Annotated in this window: 15 protein-coding genes and 2 pseudogenes; 6 read left to right on the forward strand and 11 right to left on the reverse strand. The window is 57.3% G+C overall.

Features of this window, described 5'->3' with window-relative positions; all coding sequences use genetic code 11:
* The first annotated feature begins 803 nt into the window (after window positions 1–803).
* The 3 genes from ald to IVB05_RS09150 all read left to right on the forward strand — a co-directional run bounded on the left by ald (window position 804) and on the right by IVB05_RS09150 (window position 3,673).
* Complete coding sequence (gene ald / locus IVB05_RS09140; protein ID WP_247518054.1) at window positions 804–1,916, forward strand: alanine dehydrogenase; 1,113 nt, start codon at window positions 804–806, stop codon at window positions 1,914–1,916.
* Window positions 1,917–2,226: 310 nt separating this feature from the next.
* Complete coding sequence (locus IVB05_RS09145; protein WP_247783908.1) at window positions 2,227–3,171, forward strand: CBASS oligonucleotide cyclase; 945 nt, start codon at window positions 2,227–2,229, stop codon at window positions 3,169–3,171.
* A 1-nt stretch (window position 3,172) separates the two neighbouring features.
* Window positions 3,173–3,673 (forward strand): hypothetical protein, encoded by a 501-nt coding sequence (locus tag IVB05_RS09150; RefSeq protein WP_247783909.1) that lies wholly within the window; start codon window positions 3,173–3,175, stop codon window positions 3,671–3,673.
* A 71-nt stretch (window positions 3,674–3,744) separates the two neighbouring features.
* On the opposite strand, the gene IVB05_RS09155 is transcribed toward IVB05_RS09150, so the two are convergent.
* Window positions 3,745–3,897 (reverse strand): hypothetical protein, encoded by a 153-nt coding sequence (locus tag IVB05_RS09155; protein WP_247518013.1) that lies wholly within the window; start codon window positions 3,895–3,897, stop codon window positions 3,745–3,747.
* A gap of 27 nt (window positions 3,898–3,924) precedes the next feature.
* On the opposite strand from IVB05_RS09155, the gene IVB05_RS09160 reads away from it, so the two are divergent.
* Genes IVB05_RS09160 through IVB05_RS09170 form a run of 3 tightly spaced genes read left to right on the forward strand, consistent with a single transcriptional unit; the run spans window position 3,925 to window position 6,283 of the window.
* Complete coding sequence (locus IVB05_RS09160; RefSeq protein WP_247783910.1) at window positions 3,925–4,566, forward strand: ATP-binding protein; 642 nt, start codon at window positions 3,925–3,927, stop codon at window positions 4,564–4,566.
* Entirely contained in the window at window positions 4,566–5,732 is a 1,167-nt protein-coding gene (locus IVB05_RS09165) for a hypothetical protein (RefSeq protein ID WP_249805206.1), read from the forward strand. The genes IVB05_RS09160 and IVB05_RS09165 overlap by 1 nt, the downstream gene beginning before the upstream one ends.
* Window positions 5,729–6,283, forward strand: a complete 555-nt coding sequence (locus tag IVB05_RS09170; RefSeq protein ID WP_247518016.1) for a 3'-5' exonuclease — start codon at window positions 5,729–5,731, stop codon at window positions 6,281–6,283. The genes IVB05_RS09165 and IVB05_RS09170 overlap by 4 nt, the downstream gene beginning before the upstream one ends.
* Window positions 6,284–6,382: 99 nt before the next feature.
* On the opposite strand, the pseudogene IVB05_RS09175 reads toward IVB05_RS09170, so the two are convergent.
* From IVB05_RS09175 to IVB05_RS09220, 10 genes and pseudogenes are all read right to left on the reverse strand, one after another.
* Window positions 6,383–6,667, reverse strand: a pseudogene (locus IVB05_RS09175) (transposase); the annotation flags it as partial.
* 148 nt (window positions 6,668–6,815) lie between these two features.
* On the reverse strand, window positions 6,816–7,163 hold the full coding sequence (locus IVB05_RS09180; RefSeq protein ID WP_247518017.1) for a hypothetical protein: 348 nt from the start codon (window positions 7,161–7,163) through the stop codon (window positions 6,816–6,818).
* Window positions 7,160–7,804 (reverse strand): hypothetical protein, encoded by a 645-nt coding sequence (locus tag IVB05_RS09185; protein ID WP_247783911.1) that lies wholly within the window; start codon window positions 7,802–7,804, stop codon window positions 7,160–7,162. The genes IVB05_RS09180 and IVB05_RS09185 overlap by 4 nt, the downstream gene beginning before the upstream one ends.
* Window positions 7,805–7,951: 147 nt before the next feature.
* A complete protein-coding gene (gene mauJ / locus IVB05_RS09190) occupies window positions 7,952–8,857 on the reverse strand; it encodes a methylamine utilization protein MauJ (RefSeq protein ID WP_247783912.1) in 906 nt (301 codons plus the stop codon).
* A 48-nt stretch (window positions 8,858–8,905) separates the two neighbouring features.
* Window positions 8,906–9,382 carry a hypothetical protein gene (locus IVB05_RS09195; RefSeq protein WP_247783913.1) on the reverse strand — a complete coding sequence of 159 codons (477 nt, stop codon included), beginning with the start codon at window positions 9,380–9,382 and terminating at the stop codon, window positions 8,906–8,908.
* A gap of 33 nt (window positions 9,383–9,415) precedes the next feature.
* Window positions 9,416–10,804 carry a hypothetical protein gene (locus IVB05_RS09200; RefSeq protein WP_247783914.1) on the reverse strand — a complete coding sequence of 463 codons (1,389 nt, stop codon included), beginning with the start codon at window positions 10,802–10,804 and terminating at the stop codon, window positions 9,416–9,418.
* A 442-nt stretch (window positions 10,805–11,246) separates the two neighbouring features.
* Window positions 11,247–11,406 (reverse strand): annotated as a pseudogene (locus tag IVB05_RS09205) (aminodeoxychorismate/anthranilate synthase component II); the annotation flags it as partial.
* A gap of 430 nt (window positions 11,407–11,836) precedes the next feature.
* A complete protein-coding gene (locus IVB05_RS09210; RefSeq protein WP_247783915.1) occupies window positions 11,837–12,532 on the reverse strand; it encodes an HAD hydrolase-like protein in 696 nt (231 codons plus the stop codon).
* The gene (locus tag IVB05_RS09215) at window positions 12,525–14,297 is read right to left on the reverse strand and encodes a hypothetical protein (RefSeq protein WP_247518022.1); all 1,773 of its coding nucleotides are present in this window, start codon (window positions 14,295–14,297) and stop codon (window positions 12,525–12,527) included. The genes IVB05_RS09210 and IVB05_RS09215 overlap by 8 nt, the downstream gene beginning before the upstream one ends.
* A 1,076-nt stretch (window positions 14,298–15,373) precedes the next feature.
* Entirely contained in the window at window positions 15,374–16,156 is a 783-nt protein-coding gene (locus IVB05_RS09220; RefSeq protein WP_247518023.1) for an enoyl-CoA hydratase-related protein, read from the reverse strand.
* Between the last annotated feature and the right edge of the window lie 87 nt (window positions 16,157–16,243).

The raw sequence follows: 16,243 nt of genomic DNA on the forward strand, positions 1-16,243 counted from the left end.
TGAACCTTACGTAACGTCAGGGTGTAGAGAGCCTCATCAAGGTAGCGAACAGGGGCTTGTGGTGTCCGACAGGAAATCCGACAAGACTCGTGTTGCCCAACGAAACTAAGTGTGCCGCCTATGCTAATTGTTATTCTGCTGTCCATCTCTTTCGCTATGTTCGGCACAGTTTACGCCGTGAGCGCATGGCTCTCCCATGGGAAGCGGGAGCGCGACGCCCCTTGCGTTCGCCCTACCCAAAGGCCCAGGAGGCGAGCATTCTAACCTGAAATCAAAAGAGCGCCTGACGCCATGGGCCGCACTCTTAGTCCGGCTCGCCGCTGCCTCTAAATCCATCTGCAGCTTGCTATAGGCGCCCATTCTCCCGAAACCACCTCGATATCGCGAGCCGGAACTATGAGAAGATCGTCATCGCCGACATCAAAAGCAGCGACTCGCTGATGGGCATTTGACGATGCCGGTTTCGAACAAATTCAGAGCCTCGTTTCTTTGACTGTCGGACGTTAATTCAACCAGCACGGTAGTGTTGAGGCCGAACCGGTTCAGGTTAAGCATCGCCCAGATATTAGGTGTCATATCCTTTCGTCTCCAATGCCTCTGCCGACGCGCGATTGTGATGACGGATAATTGCATTCGAATCGATCCGCGCGCTGGTGCTGAGTTCGGCGATGGAACGTCACTCGGTGGAATACTGCGCGACGTTGCTAAGAATCGCTGAATTTCGGCGCCACTTGGCCGCCCGCGTCTCAGGTCTGCACCGCTCTTTCGATTATATATCGGTGATCCAAGTTAGGAGATTGCAATTGAAGGTCGGCGTTCCCAAGGAAATCAAGACGCACGAATACCGCGTGGGCCTGACCCCTGGAGCGGTCCGCGAATATGTGGCCGCAGGCCACAGCGTGCTGCTCGAGACCAATGCCGGTGCTGGTATAGGCGCTACGGATGACAATTATCGCAAGGCTGGCGCAACCATTCTGGAATCTGCTCGCGAGGTGTTCGCGTCGAGCGAGATGATCGTAAAGGTCAAGGAGCCACAGCCGTCCGAGTGGACTCAGCTGCGAGAAAATCAGATCCTCTTCACTTATCTTCATTTGGCCCCGGACCCCGAGCAGGCCAAGGGCCTCATGAAGTCTGGCTGTACAGCAATCGCCTACGAAACTGTGACTGACGCGCATGGCGGTCTTCCGCTCCTTGCGCCGATGAGCGAGGTTGCGGGCAGGCTTGCGATCGAGGCGGCAGGTAGCGCCCTGAAGCGGTATGGGGGCGGGCGCGGGCTGTTGATTGGCGGCGTGCCGGGTGTCCAGCCGGCTCGTATTGTCGTCATCGGAGGTGGCGTTGTCGGCATGCACGCGGCACGAATGGCGGCAGGCTTGGGTGCCGAGGTCACAATCCTTGACCGTTCGCTTCCCCGGCTTCGTGAACTGGATGAACTATTCGAAGGGCGCGTTCGTACTAGGTTCTCAACGATAGAAGCTGTTGAGGAGGAAGTATTTGCAGCGGACGTTGTGATCGGCGCCGTACTGGTTCCCGGCGCGAGTGCACCGAAACTTGTCAGCCGGAGCATGTTGAGCTCGATGCGCAAAGGCTCCGTCATCGTGGATGTAGCTATTGATCAGGGCGGATGCTTCGAGACATCGCGTCCGACGACGCACGCTGATCCAATTTTCGAGGTGGACGGCGTCATTCACTACTGTGTGGCCAATATGCCGGGAGCTGTCCCGCTGACCTCTAGCCAAGCACTGAATAACGCAACTCTGCCTTTTGGTTTGGCTCTCGCTAACAAGGGATTTGCAGCCGTCCTCGAAAATCCACATCTGCGGGCAGGCCTCAATGTCTATCGGGGGCGGCTGACTTACAAGGCGGTGGCCGAGAGTCTCGGCTTGCCATTTTCACCGATCGAACAGGCTGCGGCCTGATCCCAGAGGCCCTCAAGGGCGTTTCCTCCCTTACTTGGGCCACTCCTTCGGAGTGGCCCCTTTTTTCGGAGGCTACGATTCCCCTCAACGCAGTTTGATTGTCCTCTCGCAGATCAAGTCGGGCAGCTCTCCCAGAGAACATCCAGTCAGCTGTCCGGCGACACGAAAGCGTGGGGCTGGTGGAGATAGCGCCGTCGGTCGGAGCGCTCGCCTCCCGGTTTTGTAAACCGCCAAGGAGACCGGCTACCGCGGCTTCCACCCATTCGGGGTTGGCGCTGGGTAGACGCCGAACGAGAAAGAAGGGGTGATGATGGCGTTGAGCAACACGGAACTGCGCTACTACGACAGCAATGTCCTGCGCCTCCCTGACGACAAGCGGACGGAATATCATGAACAGGTGGATCGCCTGATCGCCGAACTGTGCAAGACCGTCCGCGACAAGACCGAGATCAAGATCACAAAGGTAGTAAAGGCTGGCTCCTTCGCCAAATATACCATCTTACGAAAGACGAGCGTCGATCCGGTTGATGTCGACGTGGTATTCTATATTTCCGGGCGTGATGCCGATAAGGAGACGCTCGATAGTCTGAACAACACCATCTACGACCTGCTGATCAAGCAGTATCCCAACAAATCGGTCGAAGATTTCGAGATCCAGCGCAAGGCTGCGACCGTGACCTTTGTCGGCACGGGGCTGAGCGTCGACATTGTCCCGGTGATACAGGACGAGAACCGGCCAGGCTATGGCTGGCAGTTTGATATCCATGACGGGTCGAAAATCCAGACCTGCGCTCCCTGTCAGATCAAGTTCGTCCGGGATCGCAAGAACCGGGACAGCGATTTCCGCACGCTGGTGCGCTTGGCGAAGAAGTGGCGCAACCATGCCGATATCAAGCCGCTCAAATCCTTCGCGATCGAGCTCATCATGGCCCATCTGCTGGCGAGGCAGGGTAATTTCGGGAGCATCGAGCAGCGCTTCCGGAATTTCCTTCTCTACATCGCCCAATCGGGTCTGAAAGAGCAGATTAGCTTCCCCGAGAATACGGCGCCGTTCGGGACCTTCACCGATCCCGTTGTCATCCTCGACCCTGTTTACAGCCTGAACAACGTGACAGGCCGGATTTCGGAAGCCGAGCGCAAGGAGATCGTCGCAGCGGCGGAGGCGGCGTGGGAGACCGCGAATTTTGCATCGGCCGAAAATGACAATGAGGTCTGGAAGGAGATCTTCGGCCCTCGCTTCAAGACGGAGGACTGAAATGAGCCAGACCAGAACCGCCACTGCCACTGCCACCTACACGGTCGTCGACATCGAGAATGTAGTTCGGCGCGTGAAAGCCGATCTCATCATGATCGCCGACAGCACTGGCGCCTGGACTGCTGCAGAGGCGGCGCTGTATGCTCATGACATCGAGGTTCTCGCAAAAGCAGGCTACCCCTCGTGGGTTGACGTCACGCTTCTCAGTAATGGCCTCGAGCTCAAAGCCGTCAGGTTTGAGGTCGACACGGAAGCGGGTTCGCTCACCACGAGCCGCCCTGGCGGGGTGCGCTGGCCGAAGGTCGCGGGTGCATATCTGCGTGTCATCCTCAGCTACACCGAAGCGTACACGAGCGCGGCGCGCGAGGCGGTGAAAGGAAAGCTGAAAATCGGCTGGGTTACGTCATACGAGGATACCAGTCACGCCAACTTGACGTCTTCAGGCGGCCGCAACTACGTCAGCAACGCCTATGGCATGCAGAGAAAGGATTGGGTGAAGTGAGTCAGCCGAGCATCTTCGATAGCGAAACCCCACTGCCTAGCGAGGCGCTCGCCAAGCGGGAAAAGACGTTGCTACGATTTGCTGCGCGTTATGCCCGTATCCATGACCAGCTTCGGTTGCTGCTGAATGTCGGTGGTCTCGGCGAATGGAACCGAAAGCACCATGGCGGCAAGCTCGCGATCTGCGAACTTGTCGCCGAGCAGTACCCGCTCGTGATCTTTCATGGCGACGTTGGGACCGGCAAGACGGCGATGGCCGAATGCATCGCCAACAAGCTCGTCGCCGAGGCGAGGAGCGAAGACTCGATCCTTTTCAAGCTGTCGAACCGCGTGCGCGGCAGCGGCATGGTCGGCGAGATGGGAACGCTGATTGCTGAAGCCTTTCGCAAGGTGATCCAGTCGGCTGGCAAGAGCCGGCGTGCCATCCTGATCATCGACGAGGGAGACAGCCTTGGCGCGTCCCGCGCGCAGGAACACAGCCATCACGAGGATAAGGTGGCGGTGAACACTCTGATCCAGGGCGTCGACGATCTTCGGCAGTATGGCGGCCGCATCGTCGTCATCCTCTGCACCAATCGGCTCTCGGTGCTCGATGCCGCATTGCGTCGGCGCGCAGCAATCATTGAGGAGTTCAAGCGGCCCTCGGACGAAGAACGCCGCCAGCTCTTTCAGATGGATCTCGCCGGTCTGAACCTTCCGGAGACGCAGATCTCCGATCTTGTGGCGGTCACTGGTGCCCGCGGCAGCAATCCGGCTTGGACATATTCGGATATTCGCACGCGTCTTTACCCCGCCGCCTTAGCGAAAGCCTATCCGCAGCAGCCGCTCCGGTTCGAGCATTTAAAGTCAGTCGCCGCGGCGCTTCATTCCTCGCCGGTGATGGAGGATAGGTAATGCCGCGGTCCCCTCTCTACGGCCGGCGCATTCACATTTCTGGGAGCGTTGTGGATGATACAACAGTCGCGCCAGCAAGCGAGGTCCACGGGGCGAGGGAGCTGATCGCTGGGCTGGCAAAAGAGCTGATCAAGCGTGGCGCCAACTTCGTGGTCCCTGTGGATGCTGAGCCGCTGCGCAAGGTCGACGCTTTACCGATCTGCTTCGATTGGCTGATCTGGAAGACAATCAAGGACAGTTTGGCGCTGCGACCGGCGAACGTGCCGGGTCCCCTCGCGGTCGCGGTGCAACATCAAAAGACTGAAGATCAGATTCCGGAGGACTATGTAGGTCTCTGGGACGAGCTGCGCGCCTCACAGCTAATCAAAATCGAGAGCGCGGCGCACTGGAACATGAACAGCAAGCGGATGGAGGCTCAGGCTCGATTTGGCGATATCCTCATTGCACTGGGAGGCACCGAGGGCGTGCTCTATCTTGCAAACCTCTATCATGATGCCGGCAAGCCGATTATTCCGCTCAATCTTGCCCTCTGTCCCGAAACAACCGGTGCGCGATGCCTCTATAATTTCGGGCTGGCTAGCAGCCAGACCCGCCGCCTGTTTCAGATTGCCGACGACGGTGATGCGCATGACTGGGTCAACAGAATTCGCTTCCCGCAGCGGCAGTCGATCGCGGATCGCGTTTCTGTACTGGTCGAGCTGCTTGAGTCACTTGAGAGGCCCAAAGCCTTCGCCGTCCGACTACTGAACCCTGATCTGCCCGACTATGCTGACGTCCAGAATTTCTTCGATACGGTGGTTCAGCCCGTGGTCGAAGGTGAGCTTGGGTATCACCTCGTCGTTATCGACGGCCGCCAAGCTTATGAGTATTCCCGAATTGACCAAGAGATATTCGCGAAGCTCCATCGCAGCAGCGTGGTGCTAGCTGACATCACAGGCGCGCGGCCAAACTGCTTTCTTGAGCTTGGATACGCTCTGGGCCGCGGCCTGCCGACGATGGTAATGGTGCTTGAAGGCGCGAGCTTGCCTTTCGACATTACGACATTTTCTGGGCTTCATTGGAAAACGTCCGGCACTGTGGACGACAGGCGGCGCGCGTTCCGAGAGCACTGGCAGGCGATCCGCAACCGCCCCTCACTCGTTCCAGCGGAGCCGTTGATCTCATGAGCGACAAGCGCGAAGTTTTCGTCTCGGTCGACGTGGAAACCGCCGGTCCGATCCCCGGCGAATTCAGTCTATTGTCTATCGGTGCCTGCTCCATCTACGAGCCAGAGAAGACATTCGCGTGCGAGCTGAAGCCGATCAACGCGAACTTCGATCCCAAGGCTTTGGAGGTGAGCGGGCTCTCTCTAGACGAGCTCGCGCGAACAGGACTTATGCCCTCCAATGCCATGCGAACCTTTTCGCACTGGCTCTTGACCTTGGCGCGTCGGAATGAAACCCTCGTATTCGTCGGTTTTAACGCGCCGTTCGACTGGTCCTTCGTGAACTACTATTTCCATCGGTTTACGGGCAGCAATCCATTCGGCTTCACGGCGCTCGATATCAAGGCGCTCTACATGGGTGCGACGGGCTGCCGCTGGAGTGATACGCGTTCGAGCAGGATTGCTGAAAAGCTCAAACCAGCTTTGGCCGGGACGCATGATGCGCTGCGCGACGCGCTGTACCAGGCTGAGATTTTTCGGCTGATCAGGTCCGAGCTCATTGATAAGAGCTGACAGCACAGTCTGACTCTGCTATCCGCGATTACTCGATTGCGATCGCGAATGCTTCCGGAGTGGCTACGCTTCTACGCGCGGTGCCACTACATTACGTTACTCGCCGGTGAAGTACTGGAAATACGGGTCGTGGACCCAGCGCTCGCACACCCCCTCGTCGGATAGCCCGTAAATGTGCTTGAGCAGCAGAAGCCCGATCATGAAGCGGGTCGCGATCCCCGGCCGGCCGTGCTCGCTGTAGAGCGGCGCAATCTCGCCGTCGATCCAGTCCCAGTCGATCTTGCCGGCTAGCAAAACCAGTTCGTGCTTCAGATTGATGATCTGGTCGAGCCGAGCCCGGAACAGATCGTTCGATCCAGTCGTCTGATGCTTCTTCGGCCGCATCGTCCCCCCCCCGATGCAGACAAGGAATCATGCTTCCCGCTTCGAGGGAATCCCGAAAACGAAATCGCAAGGTTCCGACGCCCAAAGCATCAAAACCTTGCAATCTGGAAACGTCCCTTAGTTCAAATCGAGATTCCAGATCAGTGGCTTACGCCTTCTTCACGGACGACCACGTTACCCTCACGGCACAGCGCCACGGATTATGGCCTTGGCTGTCTCTGTGGATCTTCCGACCGCCTCTTCGTAACGTGCCCCGAACTACCAAAATGCTCATTCCTTCCCAGTTGCTCTCTGCAAGCCGGAAAGCCAATTTGTTGAACAGCCCTCGGCCGTCATGAGTTGCCATATCCACCTGTAAAGCTTGCTCCGTCAGCCGCACCGGCTGGCAGTCCGGACGCGTCAGCAATACGCATATATCATCTTTTGGTGTGAGGATCGTCGTACGGATCTTCGCGCGTGTCACGCTGACGCGAAAGTTCTGGCGCGCCTGGATCATCGCTCCGTCCCGGAGATTGCCTCCGACAATTCGGTCAGGGTTGGCCACGATCTCGCCTCTGACGCGCCTAGGCCAGCTTCCCGATCGATCAGTTGCCTGAAACTCGTGATGCATTCCTGATCCCGCTCCTCATGATGCGGGTGATCTGAGTCCTTCTCGTCCAGGCCGCGGGTCGCGTGAGCCGCAAGCTCGATATCATCGATCATGGTCGAAAGCCGGCGCGCTGCAATGGTGATGGATGGCCGGGTCTCACCGTGAACGCATGACACCGAGAGCGCCTGAATTTGCGAGTCATCCTTATAGAAGCGTTTCTTCTGCCAATCCTCGTCTGCCGATCCCTGTCGGCCAAGAAGATCAAGCAGGTTCTTGACGATGGAATGCACCTGTGTGGCGTCTTGTGCGTGGTCGCAAGCCGAATCCGCAGCGCTAATCGGGCCGCGAAGCGCCGTTCGCTTCGTCTCCTCAAGCTGCTCCGCAACCTGGAACTGGAACGCCGCCCTCTCGGCCTCGGACATCTTCTTCGACCGAGGCTCCACGCCTTCGACTATGAGCAGGACCTGCTTGCGCCGCCGCATGCGATATCGCGCGAGCCTGCCCGCGGGCGTCTGCAAATAGGCCTTAATCTCACTTTCCGATTTCATGTCACGTGCTGGCAGAACGAACGTACCGCCGAACATAGCCGATCCAGATCAGTCGTGAAGGCCTAACCCCGATCCCTTGCGCGTGCCGGCGGCGCTTCGCGTCAAGAGCCGGCTAATGCGGTCTGCAAAGCAAGTCTTACTCCTGGCTCAATCGCCGGAGTACATCACGTCCGAAACGGCAAACTCCTGCTCGATGAAGCGACGCGCCAATTTGTGCATGACACGGGCCGCCGTGTGCAGACGAACGACCTCGTGGGCGTCGTCGGGATCGGATTTCGAGTGCTTACCTGCATGAGCTACCGCGATGCGGCATGAATCGTGGATGTATTTGTGCGGCGGGTCGTTACCGCATAAGGCCAGGAAGCGGTTGATGTCGTCGTCTTCCTTGGGCTCAATCTGCAACGCCTCAAAATGAGTGCGAAACCATGTCCGCGCGGCCTCTTTGCCGGGATGCCGGATCTCGATGATCTTGTAATAGTTCAGCACGGCATAGCTGATGAATCCGTTTTGCTGTGCATTGCGCGCTTCTCGGTAAAGCGCAAGCGCGCGCCGGACCTCCTCGGAATTCGGTATCTTCCGGTCAAAAATGTAGTCATGCGCCATTGTGAAGGCGAGATCGCGCTTTGACAACGGAACCGGCACAGGATTTCCCGACCATCCATATTCCGCGATCGCGAAATTGTCGTCGCACCATGCCATCACGCTAAGAAAGCGGTTGATGACCGTCATGGCGGTCGACTCGTCAACGCGGTTGGCCGTCAGATCGATGTGAACCGATTGCACGTGGTCCTTGGTCTTGGGCATAAGCACAAGCTGGTATTGATCGAAGGTGATGAGCTTTTCCTCCTTCGGCCACGTGACCTGGTTATCCACGCCGACATGGAGAAAGCGCGAGCCATTGCGTACGCCGAGCTTCCGGTAGCGTTCCTGCTGGGCCTCTTCGGCATCGTACTCCGAGCCATCGCCTTCGGGTGGTGCCGGAAAGCGCTCGGCAAGCTCACATTCCCGCGCCAGCCGCCGAAAGAATTCCTGGGTAAACGACATCTCGCGCATCGCGGGCGCGTTCATCCGGCCGCAGTCAGGATCGAAACCGATTTCGCTTCACTTCGCGAGCAGCGCAACGGATCCCTTCGGTACGAAGTAGGCTCGCCGCTTTTCTCCATCGCGCATATAGACAACCTCGGCCCCGCCATGGCTATTCACGCCCGTTTCGGCGATGGTCAGCTTCATGCGAACGAAACTCGCCCGGGCTATCTTGTTTGCCAGAAGGACGGTGACAACGTCGCTGATCGTCTCCGCCATGAAGAAGGACGCGTCGGCGCCCCCAACCGGGCGCAACCCTTCAAGCACCGTCGCCACATGCCCGGCCCAGCCGGGATGCGTCGTCACGAGCCCGAAGATGGCAGCTGCTATCTGATGGCCGGATAGCTTCTCCTCGCGCCGCTCCCTTCCGCGAGGAAGTCGGCCGTATCGACGGATTGACTCAAATCGCTGATCCATTTCCTGCGGCGAGCTATATGATACGTCGCTATTCTGGTTCAGTAAGCCGAGGATACGAGCAAGGTTCTTTGCATACATCGCGTTTCTCTCTCCGCGGGGTCCCGCCTGCTTCTAGTCGCAGGCAAGCCGATAATCCCGGAGCACGGGATTGGACCCAGCTCGCGGTATTCCTTCTTCAGGGATAGGTAGCTCGAGAGCGGTCAGAAGGTAGCAAAGCGCCTCCATCGCCCGCGTCGATTTCGAGAAGCCGCGGAATTGGGCGTCGCTCTCCGGATTGAAGTGGCCATGGGCGCTCTTGCCGCGAAAGCTGATCGCGCGCTTGAGGTGGTAGACTGCCTCGTCGGGCAGAACGCCTTTGCCGAAGCGTGCTTCGACCATGCCAACGAGCCGCTTGAACTGCTGCTCGGCAGTTTCCGCCCTGATCCAGCGGATAGCGCCCGCAATCCGCTCGCCAATGGCAACGTCATGGCCGAGCTCTTGCGCTTTCGCCGCCGCCACGGCCAAGATTGCATCGATATCGGAACCGGAGAGCATGGGTTGCGCTTTCGCGATAGGGATGTCCTCAAGCCAGCGGCAAGCGTTGAGCAGCCGTTCCGAAGAGACCACATTCTTCAAGCCGAAGCTTGCCATCATGAGTGCGTTGGGTCGCCGCCATGCCGCCGCCCGGTTCATCCAGGCAACAAGGCATTCCCGGAAAGAGGCCAGCTCCTTGTCGTCCCAGCATCGTACCGGCGAGCCGCCGACCCAGAGATCGCGATTGTCGACCTCAGCCTCGGGCCAGATATAGTGCACTTCATGCTCGCCGGGATATTCGTGCTGTTCGGCGGCTTCCATCATCTGCGCGAAGGAAAGGCGGTCGATCCGGATTGCCGATGGCTTAAGCTGCACACCGAAGCAAAACGACAGGAAATTCACGTAATCCGAGACGTGCTCGATGTAGTCCCGTAGGCTTGGCGGCTCTTCGAATTCGATTTCGAAGGTTGGCCAGAGCTCTTTCGGCCCCTCAAACTCCCCGCCATAGGTCGCGCTATACCAAGCTCGAACCGTCAAGCCCTGGGCAGTATCGTTGAAGATGATGAGGTGCTCTTCCGTTGGGAACCGGTTGCGGCCGATCGCTTTGACTTTACGGTCATGGCGCATCAGTCCATTCGTATGCTTCACGTGGAAGGAGACCCTCTTGACTCTGTCCTCGGCTCTCCACGGATCGTGGCCAACGACAGCAACGTTTGAAAGAATTTCTTGCCGGTGCGTCTCCCGTTGCGGCGCGATGTTGCGCGAACTCGTTCCTGCGATCGTCGTGACGTTGGAATGCAGCGAGACGATTTCATTCGTCTCGGTTTGCAAAAAGACCGGCTGCTCCCCCTTGATGTGAAAGAAGTCCGCGTAGCTATAGATCCGGGCGCGAATCTCTTCATCCGAGACCAGCACCGTTCCCGTGAGGTTTTCACCGGTAACAAGCTCGATGCAATGCAGCGGCTTCCCGCTCTCGATCTTCGGCATGCAACACCTTTGGTGCTTTACGTGCTCTGCATCATGTACGAGCTAGAACCGCCATGCCGCCAGAGCCGCAAAAAAAGATCAACACTGCCGCACAAACCGCCAGCGCGCCGACCGCATTAATCCTGAATCCCCACAGACTGACTTCGAGCCTTGGCTCACGCATCGCGCAATTCTCCATTTAGAACTTAGAGAACGGCTATGCGGAGGGATTTCTTTTTGTCGCCGGTTTTCTGCCGGTCGTCAACCACGCGCGGCTTTTCGATCGTGGATGCTTTTAAAGGAGCTTTGAAGGGCATTTGAAGGCCGTTTGAAAACCTGCAGGGGCCCGGGAGTTCGGCTGCGCTGTCGTCTTAGCACGCATGGCCCAGGTGATTCGCCTGTTCTGTCAGAAGCAGCCGTCACAAAAGAGGGCTTGGGCGCGTGCGGCAAGCCGCACCGGCGCCACCCGTCTACCGAAAACGATCCCAATACACTGGTGTCCGAGGCAGATGCCAAGAATGGGGAGGCACCTGAAGGTTCGCGGACATCGCCGTAGATATCCTGGCCTCACTTGGGGTGCAGGGGCCAGGAGAAATCACCACTGCGAGCGGCTTGAGGTCAACAAATCTCTGACGCAACGAGAACACCGGCGGCCACACGGAAATCTATCCAACAAGGGCGTTTAGAAAGCCCTGTTCTGCATGCTCCGGGCTTCACGTTACGGGGCATCTAGAACGTTTAAACCGTACTTTTGGATCTGTTCGGTCAGGAGTGCATTGAAGCAGGATAGGATGTTGTGCGGTCAAGGACCAAGCTTCGTCGGGCAAACGGGCGAACGATCCGTGTTGCCCGAGGCAGACTGCTGCCTCAACCCGCGGCTTGAAGGCGATGACAAAACGACAGCATCTACATGCGCGCCAATTCAGCAACGAAAGCCCGTTCACAGGCTTCCACGTCGATCCATTGTCAGTTCCCATGCGTCCTGCGCCGAAGGCCGATCCTTTGTCCCGCCGCCGTAGGAGGGCGGTTGTCAGCGGAGTTTCAGTCATGGTCCTATGCGTTCCGAAAAAAGCCGTGCCTTTGCAAAATTGGCAGCAGCTCATGATGGTCATGAATGATGTAATCCGGCTGCGCAGCCTGCAAACGCGACTCGGAAACAAATCCGCCGGTAATGGATATGCTGATAAGCCCGAGGTCGCGTGCAATTTCCGTTTCAACCGGCATATCGCCGATGATGAAGGTTGACTCTGGCTTCAGATTATTTGCTTGCATATACAGGCGAAGCCGTTCGCCTTTGCTCATGCTTTTGAATTGAGTGGCGCGGCTTTCGAAGGCTAGAACCTCGTTGACGCAATCGTCGATTCCAAGCCTGCGGATTTGGGAACGAAGAGGATCGACTATATAGCTGCTGAGAACGATCGTTGAGACCGCCTGTCGACGTGCCGCTTCTAAAATGCAGCGCGCGCCTTTGCGCAGATCGGCCTTGCGCGCCAGCGGTTCGTAGGTGTCGTGAAAAATAGCGCTGCCATCGCTATCCACGATTGCGGCTTCACCTTCCGACATTCCGACACTGCGGTAAAGAACAGAAAGCGGGAGCTCGCACTGTTGCCGAAAAGTTGGCATATCGATATCAGGGCGACCGAAGCGCCCTAGAATGAGATTGATCGTTTTCAGCAACGCATCGGCGTCGTCGAGCAGCGTGCCATTCCAATCAAATACTAGAGTAGGTTTCATGATGACCTCAGGCAACGGCTGATTCCGGGAAGGGAAGATCGGCGATTAACTTGTTCAAATTCTTGTTCGCGCGTTTTTGCCCCGCTGGGGTTGGCATCTCGAACGTAAACGGCGACAAATCGATTCCATCATGCCCCTGCGGAAGCAAGGATACGAGAACTTGGAAGGGTAGATAAGTGATAGTCGCAGCATCGATGGATACGGCAATTGTGCTTTCGATGATCCTGAGCATTTGCGGTTCGATGTTATGAAAACGCAGGCTTTGCTTCCGCTGTTCGGATGGCAGAGCTTTCCATATTTGCCAGAACACCAACTCATCCATCGTGTCGATACCCATGCCGTAGTAATTTGGCGCCACTATAGGTGGTGAACCGATTACCCAATGCACAGCCTTTGCCCCGGCGGAAAGGAGCATATTCGTGACAGCCCGACTCGTATCGCCGCGAATGAGGGCTTCATCGACCATGATTATGGTGCTGTCAGCAACGTCCTCCTCTGCGACACGGTATTTCTGGTCAATAAGAGATCTTCGCTCGCTAATGATACCTACAAGCGTCCGCTGAGAAAACTGTGTTGCGACGACTTCGTGACGTCGGACGATGGCACCGTCTTCGGCGAGTGATGCAAACAGACCATCAGCATACGGCCCTCCGGTTCGCGGCATGGAAGAAACGATAAAAGGGGCGGACCCCACTTCTACTGCCAGTCTCGGCGCAATAAGTTTACCAAGAGCCACTCCGATATTGTAACGGGTTTCGAGATGAGATTGGCGTTTCGACGTGTTGGGGCTTCCTAGGTAAAGCGTCTCGTAGGCGCACAGCTTGGTTTTATGTCGAGCATCGCCCACAGATCGATCAAGGCATACTCCCGTTTTTCCGTTCACATACTTGATGTGGCCTGGTAAAATTTCGTCTGCCTTGCCTTGTAGTCCGGAAAAGGCACAGTTTTCCGAAGCAAAAAGCAGAAAGCCGTCGTCGGTTTGCATGAATTCCAAAGGTCGCAAACCATATCGGTTGCGGAAAGCAATGAGATTTCCTTCACCATCCAACAAGAGTGCGCTGACGGCGCCATCGACACGGTCATCTATCTCCCGAAAGAGGTTTTCGTGATTCACCGGCAGACCATGCTGCCAATAATCACTTTGACAGGTACGCTCAATCAGCTTGAGCAAGAGTTCGGCATCAGTTTTGCCGTCAAAGCTGTGCCCTTGGACGAGCAATTCCTCTCTAAGTTCATCAGCGTTGACCAAGGCCCCGTCTAGGGAAATCGTCAAATGGCGGAAACCGTCTTTATGGTTGTGAACAGGCTGAACGTCGCTCTCGTCGCGCTCCCTGTTAGACGGACTACGAATGTGTGCAATCGCTACGCGGGGCCTGAAATTCGCATACTGTTCATTATAGTCATTTGTTGTTAATTCGCGTGCCGGCTGAGACGACTTTGTATACTGAACACGTTTTTCATGCATGAAGACGGCAAGACCGAACCCCGCCTGTCCACGAAGTGCAAGTTTCGGAAGCATGTGCTGGAGCCGATCATAAACGGTCTCCTGTGAATGACTTGAAGGCAACAGAAAAACACCAGCAACGCCGGACATGCTATTATCCTTCAAAGAAAAGATGACGATTGTTATCGTCGTCATTCGACAAACTGCGTGTGTCGTGTTCAACCAAGACTCCGCGCCCGAATCCGACACTAAGGCGATGTATTCCGCCGGCGCGGTGCGAAGCACGTCGTTCTGCTCCCCTTTCAGCAAGGAGCGTGCCAGCGTCTTAGGTGGCACGGCTCACGCCGGCAGATCGCGACGGCTCCGGAAATACGGGAGTTTTGATCAAACGGCCGCGATCCGAGCTGTTGGATCTACGACATGTTGGCTGAGGCGCGACGCGTTTTACGCAAATAGGCGTCGCGAATTGAACGTCCGCAGTCGGCGCGGCGCTAGAGTCATCCAGATCGCCCGCATGCAGTGTCGCCGGTAATTGTTACAAGATCATTGGCTCCCGGTGCACCATATGCGGTGCGCGTAAGTGCGGATAGCGCGACCAACCGCAAGAAGAACATGCACCTGACCGTCGCGAAAGCCCGGTGGCTTGGTCGATGACGGCTGCAGGATCGGCCTACTCTCCCCAGTAGGCGCAACGTGCGCTCCGGTTTCGAGACGGTGGGATCGAAAGGAGAGGGCAGGCCAGGTGCAGATGATCGATGCCGTTGAGGCGCTCGCCATCGATCCCGCCGATGTCGCAAGCCGACCCCCTGGCACCACGTTCATAACCGTCTGTCTGTGAAACCCGCGTTCCTACCCGAAGAACATCAGTCTATTGTCAGAGAGTGGATGGATCTGCTCCAATGAACAGGACCGCGATGTAGCTCTCATAGAGTGTGCGGTCTCAGTCGAGAAGGGGCAGGCTAACAGCCTCGAATATTGGCTGCGACAGCCAGACGGCGCTTTCCGCTGGTACCGGTGCACGGCCGTGCCGCTCAGGAATCGGGGCGGTAGCGTTCGGGAATTGCTCAGCTTTGGATGGATGTGCACCACGACAAACTTTCTGGCCGCCACAATGGCTCATCGAGGCTCACTGGGACGCAACTGCGGGCGCCCGGCGGCATTCTGAAATGGTCGGTCAAGCAGCTGGCCGGGCGAAGTGGGGATATCCTCCGCGGTCATTCGCCGGCTCGAGGAGTACAACGACACTCCGCCGATGGTCGACGAGTTGATGGAAATCCTCCGGAGCACGTTTTCGGCTGCGGAAATCGAATGTTTTTCCCGCTGTGGCAAGCCAGGTAATCCGGTCGCGATAGATTGAGCTTTGCCGGCGCAGGGCTCTGATGATCTTCTGTCGTCCCTCCAGTTGACCGATTCTAATTTCCCCGATAGCTAGGCGACCTCTTCTCAAAAAAGGCGTTCATTCCCTCTTGCTGGTCGGACGTCGTGAATGCGTGCCTGATGGCTTGTCGTTCAAATTCTAGACCGGCATCAAGCGTGGTTTGGTAGGCGGCGAGTACAGCCGCTTTAGCCAGTTCTATGGAACGCGGCGGCTTGTGCGCAATAATTTCGGCAACTTCGAGAGCGCGGCTCTGCGCCTTGCCGTCTGCCGTGACCTCGGCAACAAGCCCAGCTTGATGGGCTGCGCGCGCAGAGATGGATTGTCCGGTCAGGATCATGAGCATCGCGAGTGATTTGCCGGCCACGCGGGTCAATCGCTGGGTTGCTCCGTCTCCCGGCAATATCCCGATATTGATCTCCGGCTGCCCGAAGGCGGCGCCTTCACCGGCGATCACGATGTCGGCCAGCAGCGCGAGCTCGTGACCACCGCCAAAGCAAATCCCCTCAACCGCGGCAATAAGTGGCTTGGGGAAATTAGCGATATCCCGCCAGGCAGAACGTCGCGCGGAATTGTCGACGGCTTCGAACCCTCGTTGCCGCATTTCCTTGATATCGGCACCGGCGGAAAAGAACGCATCGCTGCCACGAAGAACGACGCAGCGGACGTCATCATCCAGCGTGGCCTTGCAAAGGGCGGCCGCGAGTTCCGCGATCAGATCATTGCTCAGCGCGTTTCGTTTGGATGCCCTATTCAATGTCAAGAGCACCACATGCGGCAAGGGAGACGTCCAAAGAATGAGGTCAGGCTTGGCGTTCAACGCAGCACCTTTGCAAATTACGGATAAGCGCCATTTACACTGAAATAGCATTCGCGAACAGCCGTCCTGCATGCCAGCCGGGGCTGC

This window comes from Bradyrhizobium sp. 170 (genome assembly GCF_023101085.1).
Classification (GTDB): Bacteria; Pseudomonadota; Alphaproteobacteria; order Rhizobiales; family Xanthobacteraceae; genus Bradyrhizobium.